Raw genomic sequence first — 22,487 nt, 5'->3', positions numbered from 1 at the left:
GTTAGTCTCCCTTCCTACTCAAGAAGAATCGCTGAATCGATATTACGATTACGACACCTATCAACAAGACCACGCTCATAGCAGATGCAAGCCCATAGTTGTTAAACTGGAATGCAGTCTCGAGAATTTTCATGACGAAGGTTTCACTCGCTCCTGCCGGTCCGCCGTTCGTAAGCACGAATGGAAGGTCGAATACTTCCAGGGCACCCGTTACAGTCAGGAACAGGTTTAGCTCAACAATTTTGTAGATGTTAGGCAGCGTAATGAAGCGGAATTGCTGCCATTTGTTCGCGCCGTCGATGGACGCTGCTTCATAAAGATCACCAGGGATCGATTGAAGGGCTGCCAAATAAATGACCATATTAAAGCCCATAAAACGCCAGAAGCCGATAGAGGCCAGCGTATAGTTCACGAACTTCTCGGTTCCAAGCCAGCTCGTTTCCGAGCCAAGTCCAGCCTTGCCAAGCACGAAGTTAAGCGATCCATTCGTTGTATCGAACACATAGCCGAAAGCATAGGCGACAGCTACGCCGTTCAAAATATAAGGCAGGAATAGAAGCAAACGGAAGAAGTACTTCCCTTTCAGCTTGCCGTTCAGCACGACTGCGAAATAAATCGCAGCAATATTTTGCACAATACCAACCACGAAGTAAGCCACATTATGCTTGAATACACCGAAAATTTCCGAGTTGCTGAATACTTCATGGTAGTTCTTGAATCCAACCCAGTCCTTGTCCGGGCTCATGCCGTCCCAGTTCGTAAAGCTGAGCCGAACGAGCTCCAGCGCCGGATAGTAAGAGAACGTTAATAATAGTAGAAGAGGCAGCGCGACGAACGATATTATTATGATTTTCTTTTGTGTTCCAAAAGGAAGCCTGCTGAGCATAGCACCCATCCCTCTCCCATCACTTGTATTGCTGATGCACCTCAGAGGCGTATCAAGCGCTCCTTAGAAACGGATGTCCGGTACGACATCCGTTCCACGGGGGCTAATCTCTAATGTTTATTGCTTATTTCACAACCGATTTCTTCGCATTCGCCCACAGCTTGTTGTATTTGTCCAGAATGGATTGTTGATCTGGCGCAAGTACGAATTCTTGAACGACTTTGCCTTGGTCGATCTGTGCAGCGTTCTGAATCGACGTTGCAACGTCGTTCGAAGGACCTGCCTCGATGTATTGCGGGTTGTAGCCGTTGAACTCGGCCAGCTGAGCCAGATTCGATTGCTTGTCCTTCAGCGTAGGAATGAGGCCAGCGAAATCGTCGAAGCCGGATTCTTCGATCATCCATTTCACGAATGCTTTGGCAGCTGCAACGTTACCGTTCTTGTTCACGCCATAGAACCAGTCCGGGTTCAGAGGTGCTTTCAGCGTGCCGGAATTGTCCGTCGGGAATGGGAAGAAGCCGACGTCTTCCGAAGCTGCACCGTTCTCGATGACTTGGTTAATGACCCAGTTGCCGAGCAGATACATGCCGAACTTGCCTTGTGCCACGTCTTTCTTGGAATTCTCCCAGTTCGTCGAGTTGATGTCTTTCTCCAGGAAGCCCTTCTCGTACAGCGTGCGAAGGATCGACCACGATTGGCCATATACGCCGTCCATCGTGTATGGCGTGTCGCTGTCTGCGCGTTTGTTCTGATGATCCGAAGCGCCGCCGATCATTGTCGGTACATCGTAGATCCAAGTGTCAAGCGGCCATTTGTCTTTGAAGTTCGAAGCGAGCGGCGTGATGCCAGCATCCTTCAGCTTCTGAGCTGCTGCGTAGAACTCGTCCAACGTTTTCGGAACTGCCGTAATGCCAGCCTTCTCGAACGCTTTCTTGTTATAAACGATACCGACCGTGCTGCCGCCGGAGGATACGCCGTACATGTGGCCTTCATAAGACTTCAGATCCTTGAAGCTGATGTCGCCGGAGAACTGAATATCGTCCAGCGGTTCAAAATATTTCGGGAAGTCCGAGTTCGGAATGCCGGATCCGATCAGTACAACGTCCGGATACTCGCCTGTTGCGATACGGATTTTCTCTGTTTTCTCGTAGTCCGTCACAGCTTCGAATTCGATCTTCACGTTCGGATATTTCTCTTCGAAACGTTTCTTATAATCGCTGTATTGCTTGCCGACCATATCGGTACGGTTCGTCAGGAATACGACTTTGCCGCTGATGTCGCCTGCTCCGTCCGTGCTGCCCGCTTCCGTATCCGTCGATGCTGCCGACGTTGACTCCTTGTCCGTATCAGCAGCTTTCGTCTCTTCTTTCTTGTCGTCGCTTCCGCATCCTGCTAACATAGTTAGCGAAAGTGCACTAACTAACAATAACGATAAAGATTTTTTCACGTCTAAATCCCCCTCGATTAATGTTTGGTACCGCTTGCAAATTGAGTATACCCCCTCCCATTTCGCAATAAAATGGTCTGAATTATCTTTTCTAGTCTTCAAATTACTTCTTTATCCGACAAACGTAAAAACTTAAGAACGGACTGTAACTTTGTGGAATACGGTAACTTTTCAATCTTTTCTGCCCCATTAATAAGAGGTGAAGCGTTTCCATTAACTTTTTCATTCCGAGCTATTGCCAAACGCAGCATCATACGGTTTACTTATGATAACAGATCATAAATTTGTTATGCTAACAAAATGATTGGAGAGTTGTTTAATGAGCAGACCAGATGATTTTATTGGTGGAATGACATGGGGATGGACAGGCGTTAGAGGCACTTGGGCGAAGCCCGAAGCGATGCAATCGATGGAGCTGATGGCCGATCGTCTGAAGGTCAATTGGACAGCTATTACGTTCGCGGCTTACCAAGCGCACCCGCAGGCGACTACTATTCATTATCAAGAGGAACCCACCGTAACGGACGAGGAAGTCCGCAATGCGATCTATAAAGCGAAGCAGCTTGGACTTAACGTTTGCTTGAAGCCGGTCGTCAATTGTGCCGATGGCACTTGGCGGGCGCACATTAACTTCTTCGATCACGATGTGCCCTGTGAACCGAAGTGGTCCGAGTGGTTCGCCTCGTATACTGCTTTCATCCTCCACTATGCGGCAATTGCCGAGGAGACCGGCTGCGAGATGCTGTGCATCGGCTGTGAAATGGTTCAGACCGACCGTCGTGAAACCGAATGGAGAATGCTGATCGACCACGTTAGAGCCGTATATTCCGGAACGATCACCTACAATTGCGACAAATATCAAGAGGATCGCGTCTCGTGGTGGGATGCCGTCGACGTCATCTCCGCAAGCGGTTATTATCCGATCGGCGATTGGGATCGCCAGCTTGATCGGATCGAAGCAGTCGTCAAGAAGCATGGCAAGCCGTTCTTCTTCATGGAAGCCGGGTGCCCAAGCCGCCAAGGCTCCGAGCATCTGCCGAATGACTGGAACCTCGCCGGCGCACCGGATGCGTCGGTTCAGAGGCTCTACCTGGAGACAATGTTCGAACGATGCGATAAGCGCGAATGGGTACGCGGCTTCATGCTGTGGGATTGGCCGGCGATTATGTACGCAGAGAACGAAGCATCTGCTAACGATGATTACTGCATGTATGCGAAGTCCGGCGAGGCTGCTGTAGCGAACTACTATTCACAGAAGGTGAAGGAACGGGAGACATCAACGCGATGACAATGACAATGACGGCAATATCGAAGCAGCGATGGGCTGACGAAATTCAACGAGAGCTGAGCGACAACATTCTCGGCTTCTGGCTGCAGCATGCGCCGGACCCGATCCGCGGCGGTTTCGTTGGAGAGATTCGCCAAGACATGTCGCGTGTAGATGATGCGGAGAAAAGCCTTGTCCTAAACACCCGCATCCTGTGGACGTTCTCGGCGGCTTATCGTCAGTTCAAGAGCAAGAGCTACTTAGATGCAGCGGAACGCGCTTATCTTTATGTCAAGGAACACTTCGCTGACGCGAGCAATGGCGGACTGTATTGGATGCTGGATTCGGAAGGCAGCCCTTCTTCTGACAAAAAACAGATTTACGGCCAAGCGTTCGGCATCTATGCCTTGTCCGAATATTACCGCGCCACGAGCAATCAACAGGCGCTCGATGAAGCGATCGAGCTGTTCCGGTTGATCGAACGCCATGGCCGAGACCCGATCCACCTCGGCTATATCGAAGCACTCGCAGCCGACTGGACGGCAACCGATGAGCTAAGTCTGAGCAACAAGGATCTTAATGAGAAGAAATCGATGAACACCCATCTTCACGTACTAGAAGGGTATACGAACCTGTATCGCGTATGGCCTTCTGAAGAGCTGAAGCTCGCCCTGCGGGAGCTGATCGAGATCACAGTGAAGCATATTGTCGATCAGGAAACGGGACACTTCAAGCTGTTCTTCGATGAGCAATGGAGCAACAAGTCCGACCACATCTCTTACGGTCATGACATTGAAGGCAGCTGGCTGCTGCACGAGGCTGCGGAGGTGCTCGGCGAGCAAGAACTGCTCGCCAAAGTGAAAGTAGTCGCGCTTAAGATGGCTGAAGCAACGCTGCTGGAGGGTGTTGATCCCGACGGCGGCATTCCGAACGAAGCGAATCAGCACGGATTTATCGATACGAATAAGGATTGGTGGCCGCAGGCGGAAGCAGTTGTTGGCTTCTACAACGCCTACCAGCTGTCCGGCGACTCGCGTTATGCGGCAGCCGCTTCTCACTCTTGGCATTTCATTCAAACCTACCTCGTCGACCGAACGAATGGCGAATGGTACTGGAGCGTAACGCGAGAAGGTCAGCCAACTGCAGGCCATCCGAAGGTTGGCGCATGGAAATGCCCTTATCATAACGGTCGCGCCTGCTTCGAAATGCTGGAACGCCTGGAACGTTAACCTACGGAATCGGAATTGAAATCGAAATTGATGTAGAAATTGAAATTATGAATATCGGAGGAACTCATCCATGAATGAAACATTTCGCACACGCAAACAACAGCTAACGGATCACTATGAGCAGCTCATTGCCCGCCCGAATACGAAGGCTGCGATCGGCAACGGCATTTTCGACCGCTACGAGAATCCCGTCCTGACAGCCGAACACGCGCCGCTGATCTGGAAATACGACTTCAACCCAGAGACGAACCCGTATTTTATGGAACGTCTGGGCATCAACTGCGTCTTCAATCCTGGCGCGATTGCGCTGAACGGCAAGTTCTATCTCGTCGCCCGCGTCGAAGGCCATGACCGCAAATCGTTCTTCGCCGTTGCCGAGAGCGACAACGGCATTGACGGCTTCCGCTTCTGGGACCGCCCTGTCGTGCTGCCGGAGACAGAGAATCCGGACATTAACGTATACGACATGCGTCTCGTCAAACATGAGGACGGCTGGATTTACGGCTTGTTCTGCACCGAGCGCAAAGATCCGCAAGCGGCGCCTGGCGATCTGTCCAGCGCAGTTGCGCAATGCGGCATCGTCCGTACGAAGGACCTCGTAGATTGGGAGCGCCTCGCTGACCTGAAGACAAGCTCCAATCAGCAGCGCAACGTTGTTCTGCATCCAGAGTTTGTGGATGGCCAATATGCCTTCTACACCCGTCCGCAGGACGGCTTCATCGATACTGGCTCAGGCGGCGGCATTGGCTGGGGGCTGTCCAGCTCGATCGAAAATGCCGTTATTGAGAGCGAATCGATTATCGACCATCGTCACTACCACACGATCAAGGAAGTGAAGAACGGTCAAGGTCCCGCTCCGATCAAGACGGATAAAGGCTGGCTCCATATCGCGCACGGCGTTCGCAACACAGCTGCTGGCCTTCGTTATGTGCTCTACGTCTTCCTGTCGGAGCTCGATCGTCCGAATGTCGTTACCCACCGTCCTGGCGGACACTTCATTGCGCCGGAAGGCATCGAGCGCGTTGGCGACGTCTCGAACGTTGTATTCTGCAACGGCGTTATCGCGCAGGACAACGGAGACGTCTACATCTACTACGCTTCCTCCGATACGCGCTGCCATGTTGCAACGACAACGGTGGATCAACTGCTCGACTATGCAATGAATACGCCAGAGGACCCGCTTCGTTCATACGCATGCGTGCAGCAGCGGATTGGACTGATTGAGCGCAATCTGGGGATGGCATCGAAATAACGAACGACTCGGTAAAAGAAGAAGTCGTTGGTTGCAAACCTGCAAAATGCATGCACATGATGATCTGATTCATCCGGATAGATCAGCAGGTCCCAGTAACAAACCTAGGGTCTCCCATAAGCACTTGTTGAGCGCTGTGGTAGATCAAAACCGGTGCCGCAATCTCTGCAAAAGCGCAAGAAAACCAAAGCTTTAGCTTGGTTGGTCTTCAGTCCAGATAGCGCTATTGTTCACTCACGCAAAGAACCTCAACCCCCACTTCAAAGTGGAGTTGAGGTTCTTTCACGTGAATATCGAGATATGTTCTGCCGTTATTTAATAATCTGCTTCCGAGCTTCCTGCCATCTCGTATTATACTGCTCGAACGTCTGCTGCAGGTCGGCGGAAGCAATCCATTCTTGGATGTAGTCGCCCGACCAGAGCGTCAACTTGGCTTTCTCTGCGATTTGGAGAATCTGATCGCTTGGCGGAACATTCTCAACGAAGGTTGGCTTGTACGATTGGAACTGCTCCTGCTGCGGCGATACGGACAACTGCTCATTGACCCGGACCGATAGGAATCCTTCGTCTTCTATATACCCAGACTGCTTGACGAAGTAATCCACCCATTCCTTCGCTAGCTCTTTGTTTGTGCTGAACTTGCTCACGCCAACGAACCAGTCCGGCACAAGCGGCGCGAATCGCTTCTCCCCATCGTCGTATGGGAACGGGAAGAAGCCGATATCGTCCGAGCTTGCTCCCGCTTCGATCACCTGCTTAATGACCCAGTTGCCGTTGATCGACATAGCCGCTTCGCCATCGGCGATCTTCTTTTTCGACAGCTCCCACTGGTTGTTGAACAGCCCCTGCTCCGTATAGCCGCCATCAATGAGCGTCTTCACGATTCGCATCGACTGGCCCCATGGATTGTTCAGATCCCACGGCTTGTCGGAATCGACCATTTTATTAAGATATTCGGGGTCTCCCGTCATGTAGCTGACGAACTCTTCTCCCCATATTTTGAGCGGCCATTGCGCACCATAATTGAGGTACACCGGGGTGATTCCCGTCTGCTTCAACTTCTTGCAAGCCTCATAGAACTCGGCGAGCGTGACTGGTGGCTTATCGATGCCCGCCTTCGCGAAAGCCTTCTTATTATATACGACGCCTACCGTCGAGACACCCGATGCAATCCCATATCGCACGCCGTCGTACGCCTTGTAGTCTGCGAATCGAATGGAATCAAACATCTCGTCCGGCAGCGGTTCAAAATACCGCGGAAAATCCTGCGCCAGCATATTCGCAGGCAGCAGCAGTACATCCCCCATGTTCTGCGTAGACAGATGCGCCATAATATCGGCGGTATAGTTGCTGAAGCCTTGAAACTCCACCGTCACGCCGGGATGCTTCTGTTCGAACGGCTCCGCGTACTTGCGCATCGTCCCATTTTCGACCAGATCGACCCGGTTCGTCAGTACGGTCAGCGTGCTGCTTGTTGCCGCTGGTGCATTCCCCATACCCGCGGAGTTCTCATCCTCTGCTTGCTTGCTCGAACAACCTGCCAACGCCCACGATGCAGCGAGTGCTGCGACTAACACAAGTCCAATTGTCTTCCGCATAACCCGCCTCCTTCAGCATCATGAACGTTAACGCATCGATACGTTAAGCCTTTCACCAATGCGGCTCATACATTCTTATCCTGCTTATCCGAACATTCATGAAAACGTTTTACTACTATGCTAAGAATACCACATGTCGCAAGGCTAACGGAATAACAGTTTAGGAAATATAAACATTTTGCGAATAACAAAAATAACATTTACTTCCTCTTATTCGCAAGCATACAAAAAGGGCATCTCAACATGAACGGCTGAGATACCCATTCTCGAAGACTCGAAGACTCGCATGATGATAACGAAAGAACGATTACAATCCATCCTGTCATTAACAATTCCAGTCAAAATGCGTTTTCAGCAAATCCCTAAACCTCTCGTCATTAATTTCTTGCTTATGCTCGATGCCATCTATCCACTGCGTAAAGGAACAATCCGTTAACGTGATGGTCCCTCGATCGGTACGCTTAGTTAGTAAGGGCTTCTTGTTAAACCGTGACTGCGGGTGGTGAACGATTATGCTCTGTACGTCATCTAATTCCGATAAGTCCTTTATCTCCTTGGTTGAATCAAATGCATAGCCTATCTTCCAATCAGCATGTTTATGCTTCAATTTCATATAGAACAGGCAATCGCCGTGCTCGCTGCTCACTCTTTCCACTCGAAATTCGCCGTTGTCCGATACAATGACTTCCCCGTTTAAAGGAACCGGTTTTAAAGGCAGGTTTCCTCCGAATCCAGAGTCAACAATATACGACTGTCCATTATGTTCAATTAAATTGAAGATATGCGTTCTTCCGCTAGCGCTCCATCGATTCTCATTATGGTCGTAGGTGATACCTCTAGTCATCGTTGTATGAAAACCGTTCTCGGATAGAAAATAATAAAGAACCGTATTCAGTTCATAACACAAGCCTCCCTCGTTACGAAGGATCATTTTGTTATATAGATTGTCCATGGTGATCGCAGCATTGCGATTCTCGATTATGCTCAGATTTTCAAAAGGAATTTCTTTAGCCATTTTGATTAAGATATCTTCTAAATTCTCAAACGTAATGATCTCATTGTCTGGAAGGCCTAGTCTTTGACGAAGTATTGGACGTATTACTTTGTTCATAATGGATTACCTCTTCGTTCGTTTTATATGTCGTGCTATGTGCTCAAGTATATCGATCTAATCAAATTTAGCAAATAGACTAACCCAACAAACGAAACAGCAGTAGTCATGGACGAGAGGAAAGTCTAGACTACTGCTGCCTAAAATGAACTAATATTTCCCGTTAGGGAGCGTAAAGAACCCGATCATCTATATCCTCGAACCGCTGCCCGGACGAAGACGTACTCCGGGGCTTCGAAGAGAAGAAGTCTCTTATCTTGCCCATATAAGCGTGACTTACTATACCTGGCTGGAGCAAGGCAAGGAGGTTAATCCTTCGCCGGAAGTGCTGCTAAGTATCAGCAAAGCGCACAGCTTGACGATGATGAGCAGAAGCATCTGTTCGATCTGGCCAATGTAAACGTGGCGAACGTCGTCGCAGCGCCAAATAACGGAGGGCCGGATACGATAGTTTTGCAGAAAATCGTAGATCAACTGCATTATCCTTCTTTTATCACGGACGAAGGTACGGATGTTATCGTCTGGAATCGTAACTCCCATTAAAGTAAAACATTATTAGTCTCCTGAATACTTGTTTCGTGTAATTGAATAATGGAATATCTCAATATCGGCATCAATAAAACCTCTGCGTTGCGCAGCAAGTAGTGTTTCGTACATATTCTTTCGACCCACAGGATTGTCTGTATGTAGAAATATTTTATTGGCCCTCAAGCCATTTTCGCAAAAATACTTAACGAAGTCGTAGCCATTAGGCAATTCGTTTCCGTGCTCGTCCTCGCCTAAGTCGTGATCAAGCGACAGCAAATTTATCGGATTTTCTTTAAAAGCTTGCACCGCTTCTTCAAAAGTCCTAACCACAATAAAGCCTTCTGGACAGTCTCTTAAGTCATGGAGATAAAGGCTCTGCGCCAGCTTGAACAAATCGAGCACGAGCTCCGCCTCATTCTTGAGCATATTCCTTATGCACAGCAGCTGCTTGAAATACGAGGCGTTTATGTAACGAATTTAGCGGGTGTACTCGGTGAGGCTGGTGATCTAAGCGGATATGCTCACGGGAATGCTTTGCTTCGCCATGCCGGTTTAAATCTAGCTGAAGCTAGTTCAGGGAAATGGCGAGGTAAGATGGTTCTCAGCAAACGAGGCCGACCTCGTTTACGTCATTTTCTTTATCTCATGACGATGAGTATGGTCATGACAAACCCGGAAATCCGAGCGGCACACCGTTACAATGTGGAAAGGTATTCCCACAAGCAGCGTAAAACCAAACGATCCTCACCAGCTCAAGTATTCGCAGGATGACAAGAAGCACGGAGTATCGGAAGACGTTACGCAAAAGGGCTCGGACCCGTTCCGTTAGAAAGACCGACCTCCACCCCGTAGTTAGATGTGACGAAGGAATGAAAGGGCTATGACCCGTTGAGACATGGGAGTGAGAATCGCTAGGGCGAAGTGGAGACGTGCGAATTATGGAACAATGTGGGTGGTCCATAATCACCTTTATTTCCTCATGCCCAATTCTCTATCTCCCAGCCACCGGCTCCCCGATCATCCTTGTCTTCTATTTAACTACAGGATGAAATCCTGCGAATTCATGAGTCTGAGTGAGGAAACCGAATCATTTCGAGGGAGCTTAACGGTCCGTTGGACTGACCAATTGATTCTGATCATCTATCTGTTTCGTTTAACTGTATCGATTGTACCTCTGCGGTTTTCGAGTTGAATATAACCGAAACATGCACGCCGAATTTTGATTGATCTCGACGACGGAGCCAAAGCTTGAATTTTTCCTCCGCCTGCGATGGAGAAATGACCGAACGACCTATATGCAAATAATCAACAATGGTCACATTTGGGTAGCGTTTTTGTGTCTCTCATGGCTATTTCCCCAAACTTCACGTAATCAGGGACTGCATAAACATACCTAGGTGGTAGCACAATCAATGCAATGAAAAAACAAAGCAAAGAACGGTACATTCTTGCCTCCATGCATGAATTTTCTGTTATTATCCCGTTATCCGCCCAGCCCTTTAGTCGAATGAAAAACGGCAACCGCGCTTCTTCGCTGGTTGCCGTTGTGTATTTTGAACTATAGTTCCTCAGCTTATTCATTTTTCCTCCATAAGCCTCCAGAACAAGGTTATGAATCCACTCTCTGAATAAAATGACGTATGTTTTGAATCGTAGGTCAAAGTCACAATTTCCAACCCGAACCGCTCCGCCTCTTGAAGTATTTCTTTACTAAGGCTTGGCCTATTCCCTTCTTCTGAAATTGAGGATGCATAAAAATATATAGTTTAAAACGCTCACGCCACTAACGTTGGCATTTTAAATGATGAGATAAAGTTATCTCCGGAGACTATACAGTCTACAGGTCATTCTTAATAGTAGAAGCACAATTAGTATCGCTAAGATCTGGATTTTGAGTGATCTCACGATAGTGATCGATTTTATATTCAATGATTCTTTGAACCTCAAACAATCTTGCAATTTCTTTTTGAATCTTTTGATGGTGCTCTTCCAGTATAGAGAGTCTTAAAGGAACCGTATCGTTGCCGAGACTTGAAAGTTCTCGATAACGTTTCATTTCTTCTATCGTCATCCCTGTTGCCTTTAATCGGGTTAGAAAAATGATGCTTTGAATCTGTTCCCTACGATAAACCCGATGCCCGTTTCGTTTTCGATCTGCATAAGGCAGCAGTCCAATTTTCTCATAATAACGAATGGTGTCTTCCGTTAAACCTGTTAATTCTGTAGCTTGCTTTATAGAGGTCACAACCTCTGGAATTTCCATTTATAGAATCCTTCCCTTCATTATTGTTACCAAGGAATTTCGCCATTCTCATCAAAGAAACCACCTGTTGGCCCAACTTCCGGAAGCGTCGCAAGGCGAATGACAATCCCGGCGGCCTGCTCTACCGAACGATAGCCCGTATGTCGATTTAAATCGGTAGCCGTATAACCAGGATCAGCAGCATTGATTTTCAGTGTCGTATTGTTAAATTCTTTGGCAAGCATTACGGTTAAAGCGTTAACAGCTGTTTTGGAGCTATTGTAAGCCAGCAAATTGAAACGTGCGAATGCGGATTCGGGATCGCTATTGATGGTTAAAGAACCGAGGCCGCTCGATAGGTTGACAATTCTACCGCATGGAGACTTTAGTAATAAGGGAAGCATTGCTCTCGTTACAGCAAACATGCCGAAAAAATTAATCTCAAAGGTTTCTTTTAAGACAGACAACTCAAGCTGACTTGGGGAAACGCCTCTTTCCAATGACACTCCAGCGTTATTTATCAATACGTCGAGCGACCCAAATTCTTCTTCAATTTTCTTGGATGCAGCTTCGATCGTATGTTGGTTTGTAACATCCAACAAAATATGGCGAGCATTCACTCCTTCATTTGCCAACCCAGCTGCTGCATCCTTTCCTTTCTCCTCGTTTCGCGTTCCAAGCAGGATCGTAAATCCCATAGCTCCCAATTGTCTAGCCGTTTCGTATCCAATACCTTTGTTAGCTCCGGTAATCAGAACGGTCCTTGCATGTTGCATGGTGTTACCTCTTTTCACTATAGTTGGTTTGACTTTGCTGACATACTTAAATTTACAACTTGGAGTGTACTCCAAGTCAAGTTATACATGCCAAATTCATTTTCCGCCTACAATGCGGAACAAACGTTTGTTCGGGGGCGATTCTTATAGCAAAGAAAGAACCGATGAATTTGATTCAGTTCCAAAAAATATTCCAAACCGAGGAAGCCTGCCATCAGCATTTGTACAAGTTGATGTGGCCCGAGGGGTTTCACTGTCCCAAATGTCAGCTTGTGAATGCCGTTACGTTCCTTGGGAGCTATCATGGAATGCCCCCTATCGGAATCTTTGCGTATTCCTTGCTCACATTGCGAGTTTGAGCTAGTGCGTGTTTTAAAGTGTTGGAAGTTAAGCCCTCTGCTTACCCTTCGACGGCAATAATTGACGAGTGACAATTACAACCGCTCCTACAAAAACAGCCGTTACGCCGATTAACAAGTCTGTACCTCCAACCAGATATAAAACACTCCCAATCATCGGCGCCGCAGCCATGCCCAGGTAGCGAACAAAGTTGTAGACCCCCATCGCGGTTGCTCTCTCTTGAACGAATTCTGCTGATAATAAGGTAGGCATCACAGGCATAGCCAATCCGTTCACGAAGCCGGTGAGCATTAAGGCTAGAAGCAGTGTTATAAGCGAAAGTTTGGCGGCAAAAATAAAAATCACAAGACATCCTACGATAGAGGAACTGACCCATAACAACGATTTTACAGTACCGATTTTGCTTTGAAGTCTGCCGCTGAGCTTGCTGCCGACAAGATTAAAGGCCATTAAGGCAAGAGAAAAAAAGCCGATGTTCGCAGCACCCAGGTCATATTGGGACTCCAATATCATTGGCAGAAATACGATAAAGGTGTAAAAGACATCATAGAGAACAAAACCGCTCAACAACACGACACGGCCGGTTTTACTTTGAAAAATCCGTCTGAATGCGTTTAGTCCAACCTGTTTTCCTGTTAAGGTTGAAGTTGTCGGTTTGGTTTCGGGGAGTACGAACAGAGCGATAAACATTATGATAACGGCACTTGCCGCCGCAAAAACAAAGGTACCGGAGTATCCGAACACGGATCCGATTAAGCCGCCAATCAGAGGGCCAATTGCAGGCGAGATTCCTAATATCATTTGGTACGTGGCCATACTTTCGGCCCGTTTCTTTCCTTCGAATACATCTCCAATCATGGTTGCCGCAACCAGTGGTACAGCTGCCGCACCAATTCCTTGAATGATGCGGAAGATAAGCAGCATTTCAATCGAAAACGAAAACGTACATCCAATCGTAGCCAGTACATAAATAATCATGCCGGGAATCAGAATTTTTTTGCGACCGTTACGATCTACAACAGGTCCGAGTACCACCTGCATCACAGCCATCGCGATCGTAAATAAGGTAACGGTGAGGTTGGCCATAGACAAGGAAGTGTGAAGGTCACGCTGCATGTCGGGGAGCAACGGGACATATAAGCTTTGCGCAAGAGAAACTATCGCGGCAGAGAGTCCAAGCACAAATAATATCTTTTGTTTGTTCATAAAAATCCTCCAGATCTCATTATTGACTGACTGTCAGTCGATTGATAGAATGAGTTTATTACATTGACTGATATTCAGTCAATTGGATATATTTAAAATAGGATAGGAGTGATAAAAAGGAGGTCTTCACATGCCCAGAATATCCAAGGATCCGCAGGAACGAAAAGATGAGATTGTGAATGCCGCAATGGAGTTGTTTGCTTCCAAGGGCTACGAACAGACTTCGGTCAGCGATATCGTCAAGAAAATCGGAGTGGCACAAGGAACGTTCTATTATTATTTCCAGTCCAAAGAAGAAGTCATCCATGCTGCCTGCGAGCGCACCCTGGCCTCGCGGCTCGAAAAAGTAAAGGACTTGGTCGATAGTACGCAATGGAATGCTCTCGATAAGCTTACACGTCTATTTACGGAAGCTTCCCCGAACGAGGAAGACGTAGACGTATTTGAATACCTGCATCAAGAAATCAACAGCACCCTGCATCAGAAATGGATTGTCGCCGAGATCATGGCCTTACTCCCCTATGCTCGGCAAATCGTTCAACAAGGCGTGGAAGAAGGAATATTCCATGTTCGGCAGCCGGAACTGGCTGTGGAATTTTTACTAGTTGGCGCTTCCTTCTGGTTTGACAAAGGTATTTTTGATTGGAATGAACAAGAATATGAAGCGAAACGACAAACGCTGACCGATTTTATCGACCGTTTGCTTGTCGGCAGCCCTCTCGTATCTCCCGATGCTTAATATATCAAAGGAAGGCAGGAACACTGCATGACTAAATCAAGTACGGTTCTGGATTTTAACGAGGTTATTCACGGACGGCGTACCATTAAAAAATACGATCCGGAGGTCAAAATCAGCCGGGAGGAAATGAGCCAAATCTTGAAGGAAGCTACTCTTGCGCCGTCATCGTTCAATTTGCAGCCGTGGCGGTTTGTTGTCATAGAAAGCGAGGAAGCCAAGGAGAAGCTGATCGAGCTTGCGCCGTTTAATTCGACGCAAATCTTTACCTCCTCCGCCGTCATTGCCGTGTTCGGCGATCTCCAGTTTACGGACCGTGCCGATGAGATATACGGCAAAGCAGTAGAACTCGGCTACTTGCCGCAGGAGATGAAAGAAAAGATTCTATCGACTGTCGCACCTCTATTTGATCGTTTCTCCATACAAGAAAAGCGTGAATCCATTATGGTTGACGGCGGACTTGTATCTATGCAATTATTACTATCCGCTTACGCGCATGGCTACGCCACCAATCCGATGGCCGGATTTAACAAAGACAAGATTGCAGAAGCATTCGGGCTAGATGCCTCGCGTTACATCCCCATCGTTATTATTTCGATCGGCAAAGCGGCAGCCGAAAGCCGACCTCCCGTTCGATTGCCGGTTCACGATATCGCGCAATGGAAATAAGTACAACGTAACTATCGGCTACGATAGCCCAAAGAACAAAACACACAGAAACGGTAGCCGATATTGGCTGCCGTTTTCTCAACTAATCCGTCCGATTGGTGCAGTTCCTTCCCATTAATTCTCTATAACGAGAACTTCCCTTGCTGCTTCTATGAAAGATAACATAATTGTGAGGATTATCATCGTCTCCAAGCAACACGCCTCCGCCATTCGACAGAGCTAATTTTCCGCAGGTAACCATCTATGACAACGTTAAATTCCAGCATAGGCTGTTGACCGAAAAATTCGGCATTCAAAAGATCGCTCTAGTAGTCGGATTGTCAATGGGAGGCATTCAATCCTATCAATGGGGAGCCAGTTATCCAGACATGGTAGAACGAATTACGCCTTTCGCCGGAGTTGCAAAAACTTGGCCCCAAACGTATTTGGTCCTAGACGGAATGAAAGCACCGCTCATGGCTGCAGTTGGCCTCGATTGAGCAAATTAAACCGGCTGACTTCGGCAGTTATGCGCTGTTGGCCGTGTCTATGCGGGATGGGGCTTATCGCAGGGATTTTATAAGGAAGAACTTTATCGTGAGCAGGGATTTGACTCCTTGACGGATTTTGCTGTCGGGGTCTGGGAAGATAGCTTTATGAAAATGGTAAATGAAGAGATAAAGTTATTTCAGATTGATTACACAGTCTACAGGTCTCCACTTACAGCAGGGGTACAGTTGGTATCGCTAAGATCTGGATTTTGGGAGATCTCACGATAGTGGTCGATTTTATATTCAATGATTTTTTCGGTTTCATACAATCTGGAGATTTCTTTTTGGATTTTTTGTTTGTGCTTTTCGAGTATGGACAGTCTAAGAGGCATCGTATCGTTACCAATATTTGAAAGTTCTCGATAACGTTTCATTTCTTCTAACGTCATCCCTGTTGCTCTCAACCGGGTTAAAAATATGATCCCTCTGATCTGGTCACTGCTGTAAACCCGATGCCCGTTTCGTTTTCGGTCAGCATAAGGCAACAATCCAATTTTCTCATAATAACGAATTGTATCTTCCGTCAAACCTGTTAATTCTGCAGCTTGCTTTATGGAGGTTACTATCTCCGGAAATTCCTGCATAAGATCGTCCCCTTAAGTCATAATTACCAAGGTACTTCGCCATTCTCATCAAAGAAACCTCCTGTTGGCCCCTCTTCTGGAAGCGTAGCAAGGCGAATTATAATCCTGGCGGCTTGCTCGACTGAACGATAACCCGTATTGCGATTTAAATCGGTGGCCGTATATCCCAGCCACCGGCTCCCCTATCATCCTTATCTTCAATTTAACTATAGGATGAAATCCTGCGAATTCATGAGTCTGAGTGAGGAAACTGAATCATTTCGAGGGAGTTTTATAAATTGCGATGGACCTCGCGTGCACATGCAGCCAGCTGCTTAATCTCTTCGATCCCCATGTTCTCCAAGCCGAATTCCTCGGCTATCTTCACGAAATACGACAACACGCTCCAATGGAAAAGATATAACCAACTATTCTCCTATTATATCGATAATCCACGCATTGCTGAAGTAAATGTCCCCCTCCCCCATTATCATCCCCTCCTCCTTCTTCATTGCAACCATCAAGAACAATCGGTTAAAATATTGGAAATGATAGGAGGAATTTTCATTTGAATAGATCCGAAAGGCTATTGCTTGTCGATGATGAGGAGGGCATTCTGAAGCTGCTGGAAATTACGCTTAAGAAGGAACGCTTTGTTTCAATATTTACGTGTACATCAGGCAGAGAAGCGTTAACGCTTCTTCAGCGACCCCCCTTCGACGTCATTTTGCTAGACATTATGCTTCCTGATATACACGGCTTCGAACTATGTAATCAGATTCGGGCCATCACGAATGCTCCGCTTATTTTTATCAGTGCCTGCTCAAGCGATTTCGATAAACTTACAGGACTCGGTATCGGTGGAGATGACTATATCACGAAGCCTTTCAATCCAATGGAGGTTGTAGCAAGAATTCAAGCGCTGCTCCGGCGACAGAATATAACCCGGTCAGTCCCCAACGAAACCATACACCACAAAGAGTATCGATATGGAAACCTTGTATTAAAGCCTGCTGACGCTTGCCTTAGCGTAGACGATCAACCGATCGAGTGCACGGCCAAGGAGCTTGAACTGCTCACCTTTTTCTTCAAGAACCCGAATCGCATCTATACGTCAAACCAAATTTATCAATTCGTATGGGGCGAGGATCCTCATTATGGAGGAGAGAAAACGGTCGCTATGCACATCTCCAAAATTCGCAAAAAACTCGAAACGAATCCTCGAATCCCCGAAGTGATCGTTAATTTGAAAGGGATCGGGTATAAGTTCATACCGCCGGTCTAAGGATGCCATTATGAAAATAAAGCTTCGTTTCAGCATCCATTTTATTCTTGGACTTATTGCATGGCTCATAAGCATGGGGCTTTCTATTATGCTGACTGTCGAAGTGCTGCTCCCAGCACTAGGCCTTACAGAAGAAATGGAAAGCTACGATCTTATTGTCTTCCTTGCATTCGCCGTCAATATCGGCTTGTCGAGCGCTCTGTTCAGCTGGTATTTCAGCAGTCCGATATGGCTCATTATTACGTGGATTTCCAACTTATCTCGAGAGCCAGCTATACCAACAAATACGAATAGAATCTACACGAAAAAAAATAAGCTTAAAGCTCCCTATCGCTTGTACAGCGAGGTCATTACGAATATTGAAGAATTAGGCGTTAATTTGCAGCAAGCCGAGCTGGAACGAGCCAAGCTCGAAGAGTTGAAACGTGATTGGATAGCGGGAATCTCACATGACTTGAAGACACCTCTTACCTATATCTCTGGTTACTCCGCGCTGCTGCTTAATGAGGATTACACGTGGAGCAGTGAAGAACAGCGTTCCTTCATTACGGAGATCATGAGGAAGGGGAAGCATATGGAAGACTTGATTCAAGACTTAAGTCTTTCGCTGCAGATGAACCAGAATGAATCGGTCATTCCGATTCATTTGGAGCCAAGTGACGTTGTCGAGTTCATCAGAAGCTTATTAGCCGATACATGGAACGACCCCCGTCTTCAAGCGTATGATTTGAATTTCCACTCTGATTGCGATACGCTAATCCTCTCATTTGATTCAAAGCTGCTGTACCGCGCCATTCAGAATTTGATTATGAACGCCATCCTGCACAATCCTCCTGGAACGAATATTAGCGTTCACTTATCCAGCGAGAATGCTCATGCTGCAACCTTGATAATCAAAGATACAGGAGTCGGCATGGATCAAGAAACGCTCAGCCATCTGTTCAATAAGTATGATCGAGGGACAACCACGAATTCGAAGGAGTTCGGTACCGGGCTTGGTATGGCGATCGTCAAAAGCTTAATCGTTGCTCACGGCGGTACCATTTCGGTGCAGAGCAAGGTATCCGAAGGAACGACTTTCTTTATTACACTACCGAAGAATACCGCTTTGAATTACTAACACGTCAGCATTCATTTCATGCAAAAGAGCCAATCAGCACAGCTGATTGGCTTTATTAATGTCTTATATTTAAAGAAACGGCGCCTATTCCAGACTTATATTCCCTGTCGACGTTCGAATCTTGAGACTCGGCGTTTCACTGGACTCAGAGCCGATCGTCGTTCTTAACAGCTTTCCTGCGCCATCGTCACTTACTTTGGATTCGTCGACTAACGAGGTTTTGATTTTACCCGATTCCGAAGAAGCATCGATCGACAGTGCGTCTGGCTTATGGTCAAATTTCAACTGAACATCGCCGGTGCCGGTTGTTATGCTGCTTTTATTCGTTATTTGCCCAACATATCCAATATTGACATCACCTGTATCATTATCAATATTCAGCTCGCCTTCCACATCCGTCAATTCAATATTGCCTGCTGCAGAATGGCCTTCGATTCGGCTTCCCGTGTAGCCGCTAACCTCGATTTTACCAGAGCCGCCGGACAATACGAGCTCATTCGCATCAAGCTGCTGTCCCTCAATGTGCCCTGACTCGGAAGCAAGACTAATCTTACGATATGTCTTGCTCGGAATTTCGATATGCAGCCGGTCCGTCTTGAAGTGGATGCCTGCGGAGCTTTCAAAATGAATGCTCAACACATCCCCATTCAACTCAGCCGGAACCTCCTTGCCCGATTTCGAGTTAATCCGTATGTCCGATCCACTTGACGGTACAATTTCGATATTTTGCCCATCCGTTTGAATTGCAATTTCCATGACCTTATCTGCACGAAAGGTTTGTTCGGCTTGCCCCGATGTCGACTCGGAATCAGAGTCGCATCCGGACATGATGAGTGCCGCTGCTGCTGCGTATGCGACCAAAGCCATCTTCAACTTATAGGTTCTCATGACATGCCTCCTTCAGAATATTGCTTGATCCTTTCCTTATCTGCAGCGATTGAAACGAAGCGCTTCTCTTTGAATTGCTGTACGAATAGCGCAACCGCAAGCAGAATAACTGTCGCGACGGCGTAAATCTCGCTATGATCCGTTGTCGCACCCAGAAAGTCGAGGTAAGGAATGTCGTTGATTGGCCCCAAATACCACAACAGCATATACAGCACTTCGAACAGCTTTCTGGAACCACTGATCATCCCTAGCGTCATCGCAAGCGTTGGAATGAAGACCGCTGCCACCAACCACGAGCCGACGGATGACCATTGCTGCTCGATCGCATAACGGACAAGCACACCTGCAGAAACAAGCAAGCTGGCAGCAATACCAGCAAACCACACACTAAAGAAACGATATAGCGGAGGGCAGCTGGATGCGATCATGTCCCACGTGAAGTGATATTTTTCCCTCGTCCCCATTTGCGACCATAGTGCAATTGGCAGCACGGCGACAACTGGCATCCAGCTGCCGATGCGATCAAGCGACAGCAGAAGACTGCCCCCTAAACATCCAAGCACAATGATATACCACCAGATGGAGTTATCTTTCAACATGACGAACAAGTCAGCTCTAGCTAGTCGTCCAATCCGCAGCTTCCGTTCTTTTGACACAGGCGTTAACTTAAATTCATAATGATCCAATGCTGGCTTAGCCTGTACCTTCGCATCGGACAAGCCAATCAGTTGCTGTATGGCCAACGGATTCTTCTTCGACCGCTCGTTTCTGAATCGATTGAATACGAGCGATGAGAGAATCAGAATACAGATCGCAATGCACGCCCAAATGAGCCGAAGCGTTAGTAGATGGCTATCCCAATCTACGCCTTGCCATATGAATGTTGCAACGTCCCCATCATTCGAGTAGTACCCGAAGCTGCCGCCTTCCTCGCTCGTCGCAAGAAAAGGATAATGAAGCGTCGCCTCTTGAACCATATCGGTACGAATGGACTCCAGACCAAACACATCCCAGAAATTGTTTGGACTCGCGATCGAGATGACGCTAAAACATATCCACAGGGCAAAAAAGATGATATTGCCAATTACGCCCTTAATGCCAGGAAACACATCAAAGAACACCGTTAGTGCAGCTAGCACTAGCATAGAAGGCATAACGATAATGACAAACGGGGACAAATAGTCATTGATTTGCAGCTGATAGCTCTCGCCCCGTATGAGCTGCATCACCATGAAAGCTAGAAATAGGATCACCTCGATCGCAACGAGTACAACAAAGTTAGATATCGCCTTACTAGCAATATAGCGAAAATTACTAACTGGCGTAGAAGCTACGATTTGTCCTACTTTTAACCGCCCGTCCTCGGAAATTTGGCTTCTTAGCATAAAGAAAGCAAACAGCCATACGAGCAATGTTGATAGCATCGTGACCATACCGCCCAGCCAGGCAGAGTTGTAGATGCCTCGAACCCCGCCGATGTAGAAAACCTGGTACCCATCTGAAGCCGATGGCACACTAGCATAACCAACAAACAACGTGATCAGCACAATAAGCAGGAACGAGTAGCTTCGCATTTGTCTGATCAGGTTATTTCGGACCAAGCTATAATAAGCGTCCAGCGCTTCACCCATAACTTTCCTCCTATTGTGCTACGGCATACAAATAAGCGTCTTCCAGCGAAGAAGGCATCGACACTGCATTCTGACTTGGCTGATGCTCGGACACGATTCTTGCATGCACACCATCGCTTCGATGTATCGCGCTGCTGATCGTATACCTCTCCTGCATTTCACGAAGATTCGAAGTCGGAATGACGCTTTGCCATACCTTGTGATCCGCTACCTGCATCAGACCTTCTGGTGTCGTATGCGTCACTAGCCTTCCTTTTGATAGAATAGCAATTTGCGGCGCGATCGACTCAATATCGGTCACAATATGAGTGGATAAAATAACGATTCGATCCGAAGACATCGTAGATAACAGATTTCGGAACCGAATGCGTTCTTCAGGGTCTAGCCCAACTGTCGGCTCGTCGACGATCAATAGTGAAGGGTCATTCAGCAGAGCTTGCGCGATACCAACCCGCTGCTTCATTCCTCCTGAGAATCCTCCGAGCAGCCGTTTACGATCATTAGCTAAATTCAAAACCTCAAGGAGTTCATTAATTCTCTTCTTGGCGCTCTTGTTGGCCATCCCTTTCATAGCAGCCATATAGGACAGGAACTCAACAGGATTCATATTGGGATATACGCCAAAGTCCTGCGGCAGGTACCCTAGATCAGCTCGTAATGCATCCGGGTTGCTAGCGATGTCTATACCGTTCCACGTAATGGTTCCTTGGGTCGGCTTCTCGATCGTGACAAGCATTCTCATTAAAGTAGATTTGCCGGCCCCATTGGGACCAAGCAGCCCGAGGATGCCCGGTTTTAAATGCAGCGTTACACGATTAAGAGCTTGCTTTGATCCGTACACTTTGGTAACCTGCTCGATTTTCAATTCCATGATTGGTTCACCACACCTTTGCTCAGTCGTCTATGTCGTTAGTATAGTTGGCGTGTTTAAAAAAATAGTAAAAGCAAATTAAAACTAGATTAAAAGGAATGAACCATGGTTGCGGAACAAAAAAACGGGGCTGTCCCAAAAGTAGGTCAACTAACTGATGAGCTAGCTCAATTTATTGAAAAAAAGCAAAAAAAGGCGGTTCAGGGGGTCATCCCTGAATCGCCTTTTTGATTCTTCTATCAACTGCCACCTTCTTGAGCAAATTATGGGCAAGCGAAAGCCACCCGACCTC

General features: G+C 47.2%; 20 protein-coding genes and 4 pseudogenes. 11 read left to right on the top strand and 13 right to left on the bottom strand.

Annotated features, from left to right (window positions below):
• Nucleotide 1 precedes the first annotated feature (1 nt).
• Complete coding sequence (locus DFQ01_RS29390; RefSeq protein ID WP_110047497.1) at nt 2-886, bottom strand: carbohydrate ABC transporter permease; 885 nt, start codon at nt 884-886, stop codon at nt 2-4.
• Nucleotides 887-1,010: 124 nt separating this feature from the next.
• Nucleotides 1,011-2,333, bottom strand: coding sequence for an ABC transporter substrate-binding protein (locus DFQ01_RS29385; RefSeq protein ID WP_110047496.1), 1,323 nt, complete (start codon nt 2,331-2,333; stop codon nt 1,011-1,013).
• Nucleotides 2,334-2,652: 319 nt separating this feature from the next.
• Between DFQ01_RS29385 and DFQ01_RS29380 the strand changes: the two genes are divergently transcribed.
• The 3 genes from DFQ01_RS29380 to DFQ01_RS29370 all read left to right on the top strand — a co-directional run bounded on the left by DFQ01_RS29380 (nt 2,653) and on the right by DFQ01_RS29370 (nt 6,081).
• Nucleotides 2,653-3,621, top strand: a complete 969-nt coding sequence (locus DFQ01_RS29380; protein WP_110047495.1) for a glycoside hydrolase family 113 — start codon at nt 2,653-2,655, stop codon at nt 3,619-3,621.
• Complete coding sequence (locus tag DFQ01_RS29375; RefSeq protein WP_245946935.1) at nt 3,618-4,829, top strand: AGE family epimerase/isomerase; 1,212 nt, start codon at nt 3,618-3,620, stop codon at nt 4,827-4,829. The genes DFQ01_RS29380 and DFQ01_RS29375 overlap by 4 nt, the downstream gene beginning before the upstream one ends.
• 70 nt (nt 4,830-4,899) lie before the next feature.
• Nucleotides 4,900-6,081, top strand: a complete 1,182-nt coding sequence (locus tag DFQ01_RS29370; protein WP_110047494.1) for a glycoside hydrolase family 130 protein — start codon at nt 4,900-4,902, stop codon at nt 6,079-6,081.
• Nucleotides 6,082-6,392: 311 nt separating this feature from the next.
• Here the strand turns inward: DFQ01_RS29370 and DFQ01_RS29365 are convergent, their stop codons facing one another.
• Nucleotides 6,393-7,679 carry an ABC transporter substrate-binding protein gene (locus DFQ01_RS29365; protein WP_110047493.1) on the bottom strand — a complete coding sequence of 429 codons (1,287 nt, stop codon included), beginning with the start codon at nt 7,677-7,679 and terminating at the stop codon, nt 6,393-6,395.
• A 325-nt stretch (nt 7,680-8,004) separates the two neighbouring features.
• Nucleotides 8,005-8,790, bottom strand: a complete 786-nt coding sequence (locus DFQ01_RS29360; protein ID WP_110047492.1) for an arylamine N-acetyltransferase family protein — start codon at nt 8,788-8,790, stop codon at nt 8,005-8,007.
• A gap of 271 nt (nt 8,791-9,061) precedes the next feature.
• Between DFQ01_RS29360 and DFQ01_RS32280 the strand changes: the two genes are divergently transcribed.
• Nucleotides 9,062-9,190, top strand: a complete 129-nt coding sequence (locus DFQ01_RS32280) for a hypothetical protein (protein ID WP_425452450.1) — start codon at nt 9,062-9,064, stop codon at nt 9,188-9,190.
• A gap of 155 nt (nt 9,191-9,345) precedes the next feature.
• Here the strand turns inward: DFQ01_RS32280 and DFQ01_RS29350 are convergent, their stop codons facing one another.
• Complete coding sequence (locus DFQ01_RS29350) at nt 9,346-9,720, bottom strand: cyclic-phosphate processing receiver domain-containing protein (RefSeq protein ID WP_342770023.1); 375 nt, start codon at nt 9,718-9,720, stop codon at nt 9,346-9,348.
• Between DFQ01_RS29350 and DFQ01_RS29345 the strand changes: the two are divergent.
• Nucleotides 9,691-10,053, top strand: a pseudogene (locus DFQ01_RS29345) (IS110 family transposase); the annotation flags it as partial. The gene DFQ01_RS29350 and the pseudogene DFQ01_RS29345 overlap by 30 nt on opposite strands.
• A 401-nt stretch (nt 10,054-10,454) precedes the next feature.
• Here DFQ01_RS29345 and DFQ01_RS32275 read toward each other — a convergent pair.
• The 3 genes and pseudogenes from DFQ01_RS32275 to DFQ01_RS29320 all read right to left on the bottom strand — a co-directional run.
• Nucleotides 10,455-10,649, bottom strand: a pseudogene (locus tag DFQ01_RS32275) (DUF3889 domain-containing protein); the annotation flags it as partial.
• A 506-nt stretch (nt 10,650-11,155) separates the two neighbouring features.
• Nucleotides 11,156-11,581 (bottom strand): MerR family transcriptional regulator, encoded by a 426-nt coding sequence (locus tag DFQ01_RS29325; RefSeq protein WP_110047488.1) that lies wholly within the window; start codon nt 11,579-11,581, stop codon nt 11,156-11,158.
• A 26-nt stretch (nt 11,582-11,607) separates the two neighbouring features.
• Nucleotides 11,608-12,336 carry an SDR family oxidoreductase gene (locus DFQ01_RS29320; protein WP_110047487.1) on the bottom strand — a complete coding sequence of 243 codons (729 nt, stop codon included), beginning with the start codon at nt 12,334-12,336 and terminating at the stop codon, nt 11,608-11,610.
• A gap of 164 nt (nt 12,337-12,500) precedes the next feature.
• Here DFQ01_RS29320 and DFQ01_RS31825 point away from each other — a divergent pair.
• Nucleotides 12,501-12,602, top strand: a pseudogene (locus tag DFQ01_RS31825) (transposase); the annotation flags it as partial.
• Nucleotides 12,603-12,723: 121 nt separating this feature from the next.
• Here DFQ01_RS31825 and DFQ01_RS29310 read toward each other — a convergent pair.
• Nucleotides 12,724-13,902, bottom strand: coding sequence for an MFS transporter (locus tag DFQ01_RS29310; protein WP_110047485.1), 1,179 nt, complete (start codon nt 13,900-13,902; stop codon nt 12,724-12,726).
• A 130-nt stretch (nt 13,903-14,032) separates the two neighbouring features.
• Here DFQ01_RS29310 and DFQ01_RS29305 point away from each other — a divergent pair, with 130 nt between their 5' ends.
• The 3 genes and pseudogenes from DFQ01_RS29305 to DFQ01_RS29295 all read left to right on the top strand — a co-directional run.
• Nucleotides 14,033-14,641: a TetR/AcrR family transcriptional regulator gene (locus DFQ01_RS29305; RefSeq protein ID WP_110047484.1), complete on the top strand. Its 609-nt coding sequence runs from the start codon at nt 14,033-14,035 to the stop codon at nt 14,639-14,641.
• A gap of 27 nt (nt 14,642-14,668) precedes the next feature.
• Nucleotides 14,669-15,307 (top strand): nitroreductase family protein, encoded by a 639-nt coding sequence (locus tag DFQ01_RS29300; protein ID WP_110047483.1) that lies wholly within the window; start codon nt 14,669-14,671, stop codon nt 15,305-15,307.
• 173 nt (nt 15,308-15,480) lie between these two features.
• Nucleotides 15,481-15,951, top strand: a pseudogene (locus tag DFQ01_RS29295) (alpha/beta hydrolase family protein); the annotation flags it as partial.
• Nucleotides 15,952-15,992: 41 nt separating this feature from the next.
• Here the strand turns inward: DFQ01_RS29295 and DFQ01_RS29290 are convergent.
• The gene (locus tag DFQ01_RS29290) at nt 15,993-16,421 is read right to left on the bottom strand and encodes a MerR family transcriptional regulator (protein ID WP_110047482.1); all 429 of its coding nucleotides are present in this window, start codon (nt 16,419-16,421) and stop codon (nt 15,993-15,995) included.
• Between the two features lie 547 nt (nt 16,422-16,968).
• On the opposite strand from DFQ01_RS29290, the gene DFQ01_RS29280 reads away from it, so the two are divergent.
• Nucleotides 16,969-17,685: a response regulator transcription factor gene (locus DFQ01_RS29280; protein WP_110047481.1), complete on the top strand. Its 717-nt coding sequence runs from the start codon at nt 16,969-16,971 to the stop codon at nt 17,683-17,685.
• Between the two features lie 10 nt (nt 17,686-17,695).
• Entirely contained in the window at nt 17,696-18,805 is a 1,110-nt protein-coding gene (locus tag DFQ01_RS29275) for a sensor histidine kinase (RefSeq protein WP_110047480.1), read from the top strand.
• Between the two features lie 84 nt (nt 18,806-18,889).
• On the opposite strand, the gene DFQ01_RS29270 is transcribed toward DFQ01_RS29275, so the two are convergent.
• The 3 genes from DFQ01_RS29270 to DFQ01_RS29260 are packed head-to-tail and all read right to left on the bottom strand — an operon-like array spanning nt 18,890 to nt 22,195.
• A complete protein-coding gene (locus DFQ01_RS29270) occupies nt 18,890-19,693 on the bottom strand; it encodes a DUF4097 family beta strand repeat-containing protein (RefSeq protein WP_110047479.1) in 804 nt (267 codons plus the stop codon).
• Nucleotides 19,690-21,324: a hypothetical protein gene (locus DFQ01_RS29265; protein ID WP_110047478.1), complete on the bottom strand. Its 1,635-nt coding sequence runs from the start codon at nt 21,322-21,324 to the stop codon at nt 19,690-19,692. The genes DFQ01_RS29270 and DFQ01_RS29265 overlap by 4 nt, the downstream gene beginning before the upstream one ends.
• 10 nt (nt 21,325-21,334) lie before the next feature.
• Nucleotides 21,335-22,195, bottom strand: a complete 861-nt coding sequence (locus tag DFQ01_RS29260; RefSeq protein ID WP_110047477.1) for an ABC transporter ATP-binding protein — start codon at nt 22,193-22,195, stop codon at nt 21,335-21,337.
• Nucleotides 22,196-22,487 lie beyond the last annotated feature (292 nt).

The sequence above is a fragment of the Paenibacillus cellulosilyticus genome (assembly GCF_003182255.1).
Classification (GTDB): domain Bacteria; phylum Bacillota; class Bacilli; order Paenibacillales; family Paenibacillaceae; genus Paenibacillus_T; species Paenibacillus_T cellulosilyticus.
This window is presented reverse-complemented; position numbering and strand designations above follow the sequence as displayed.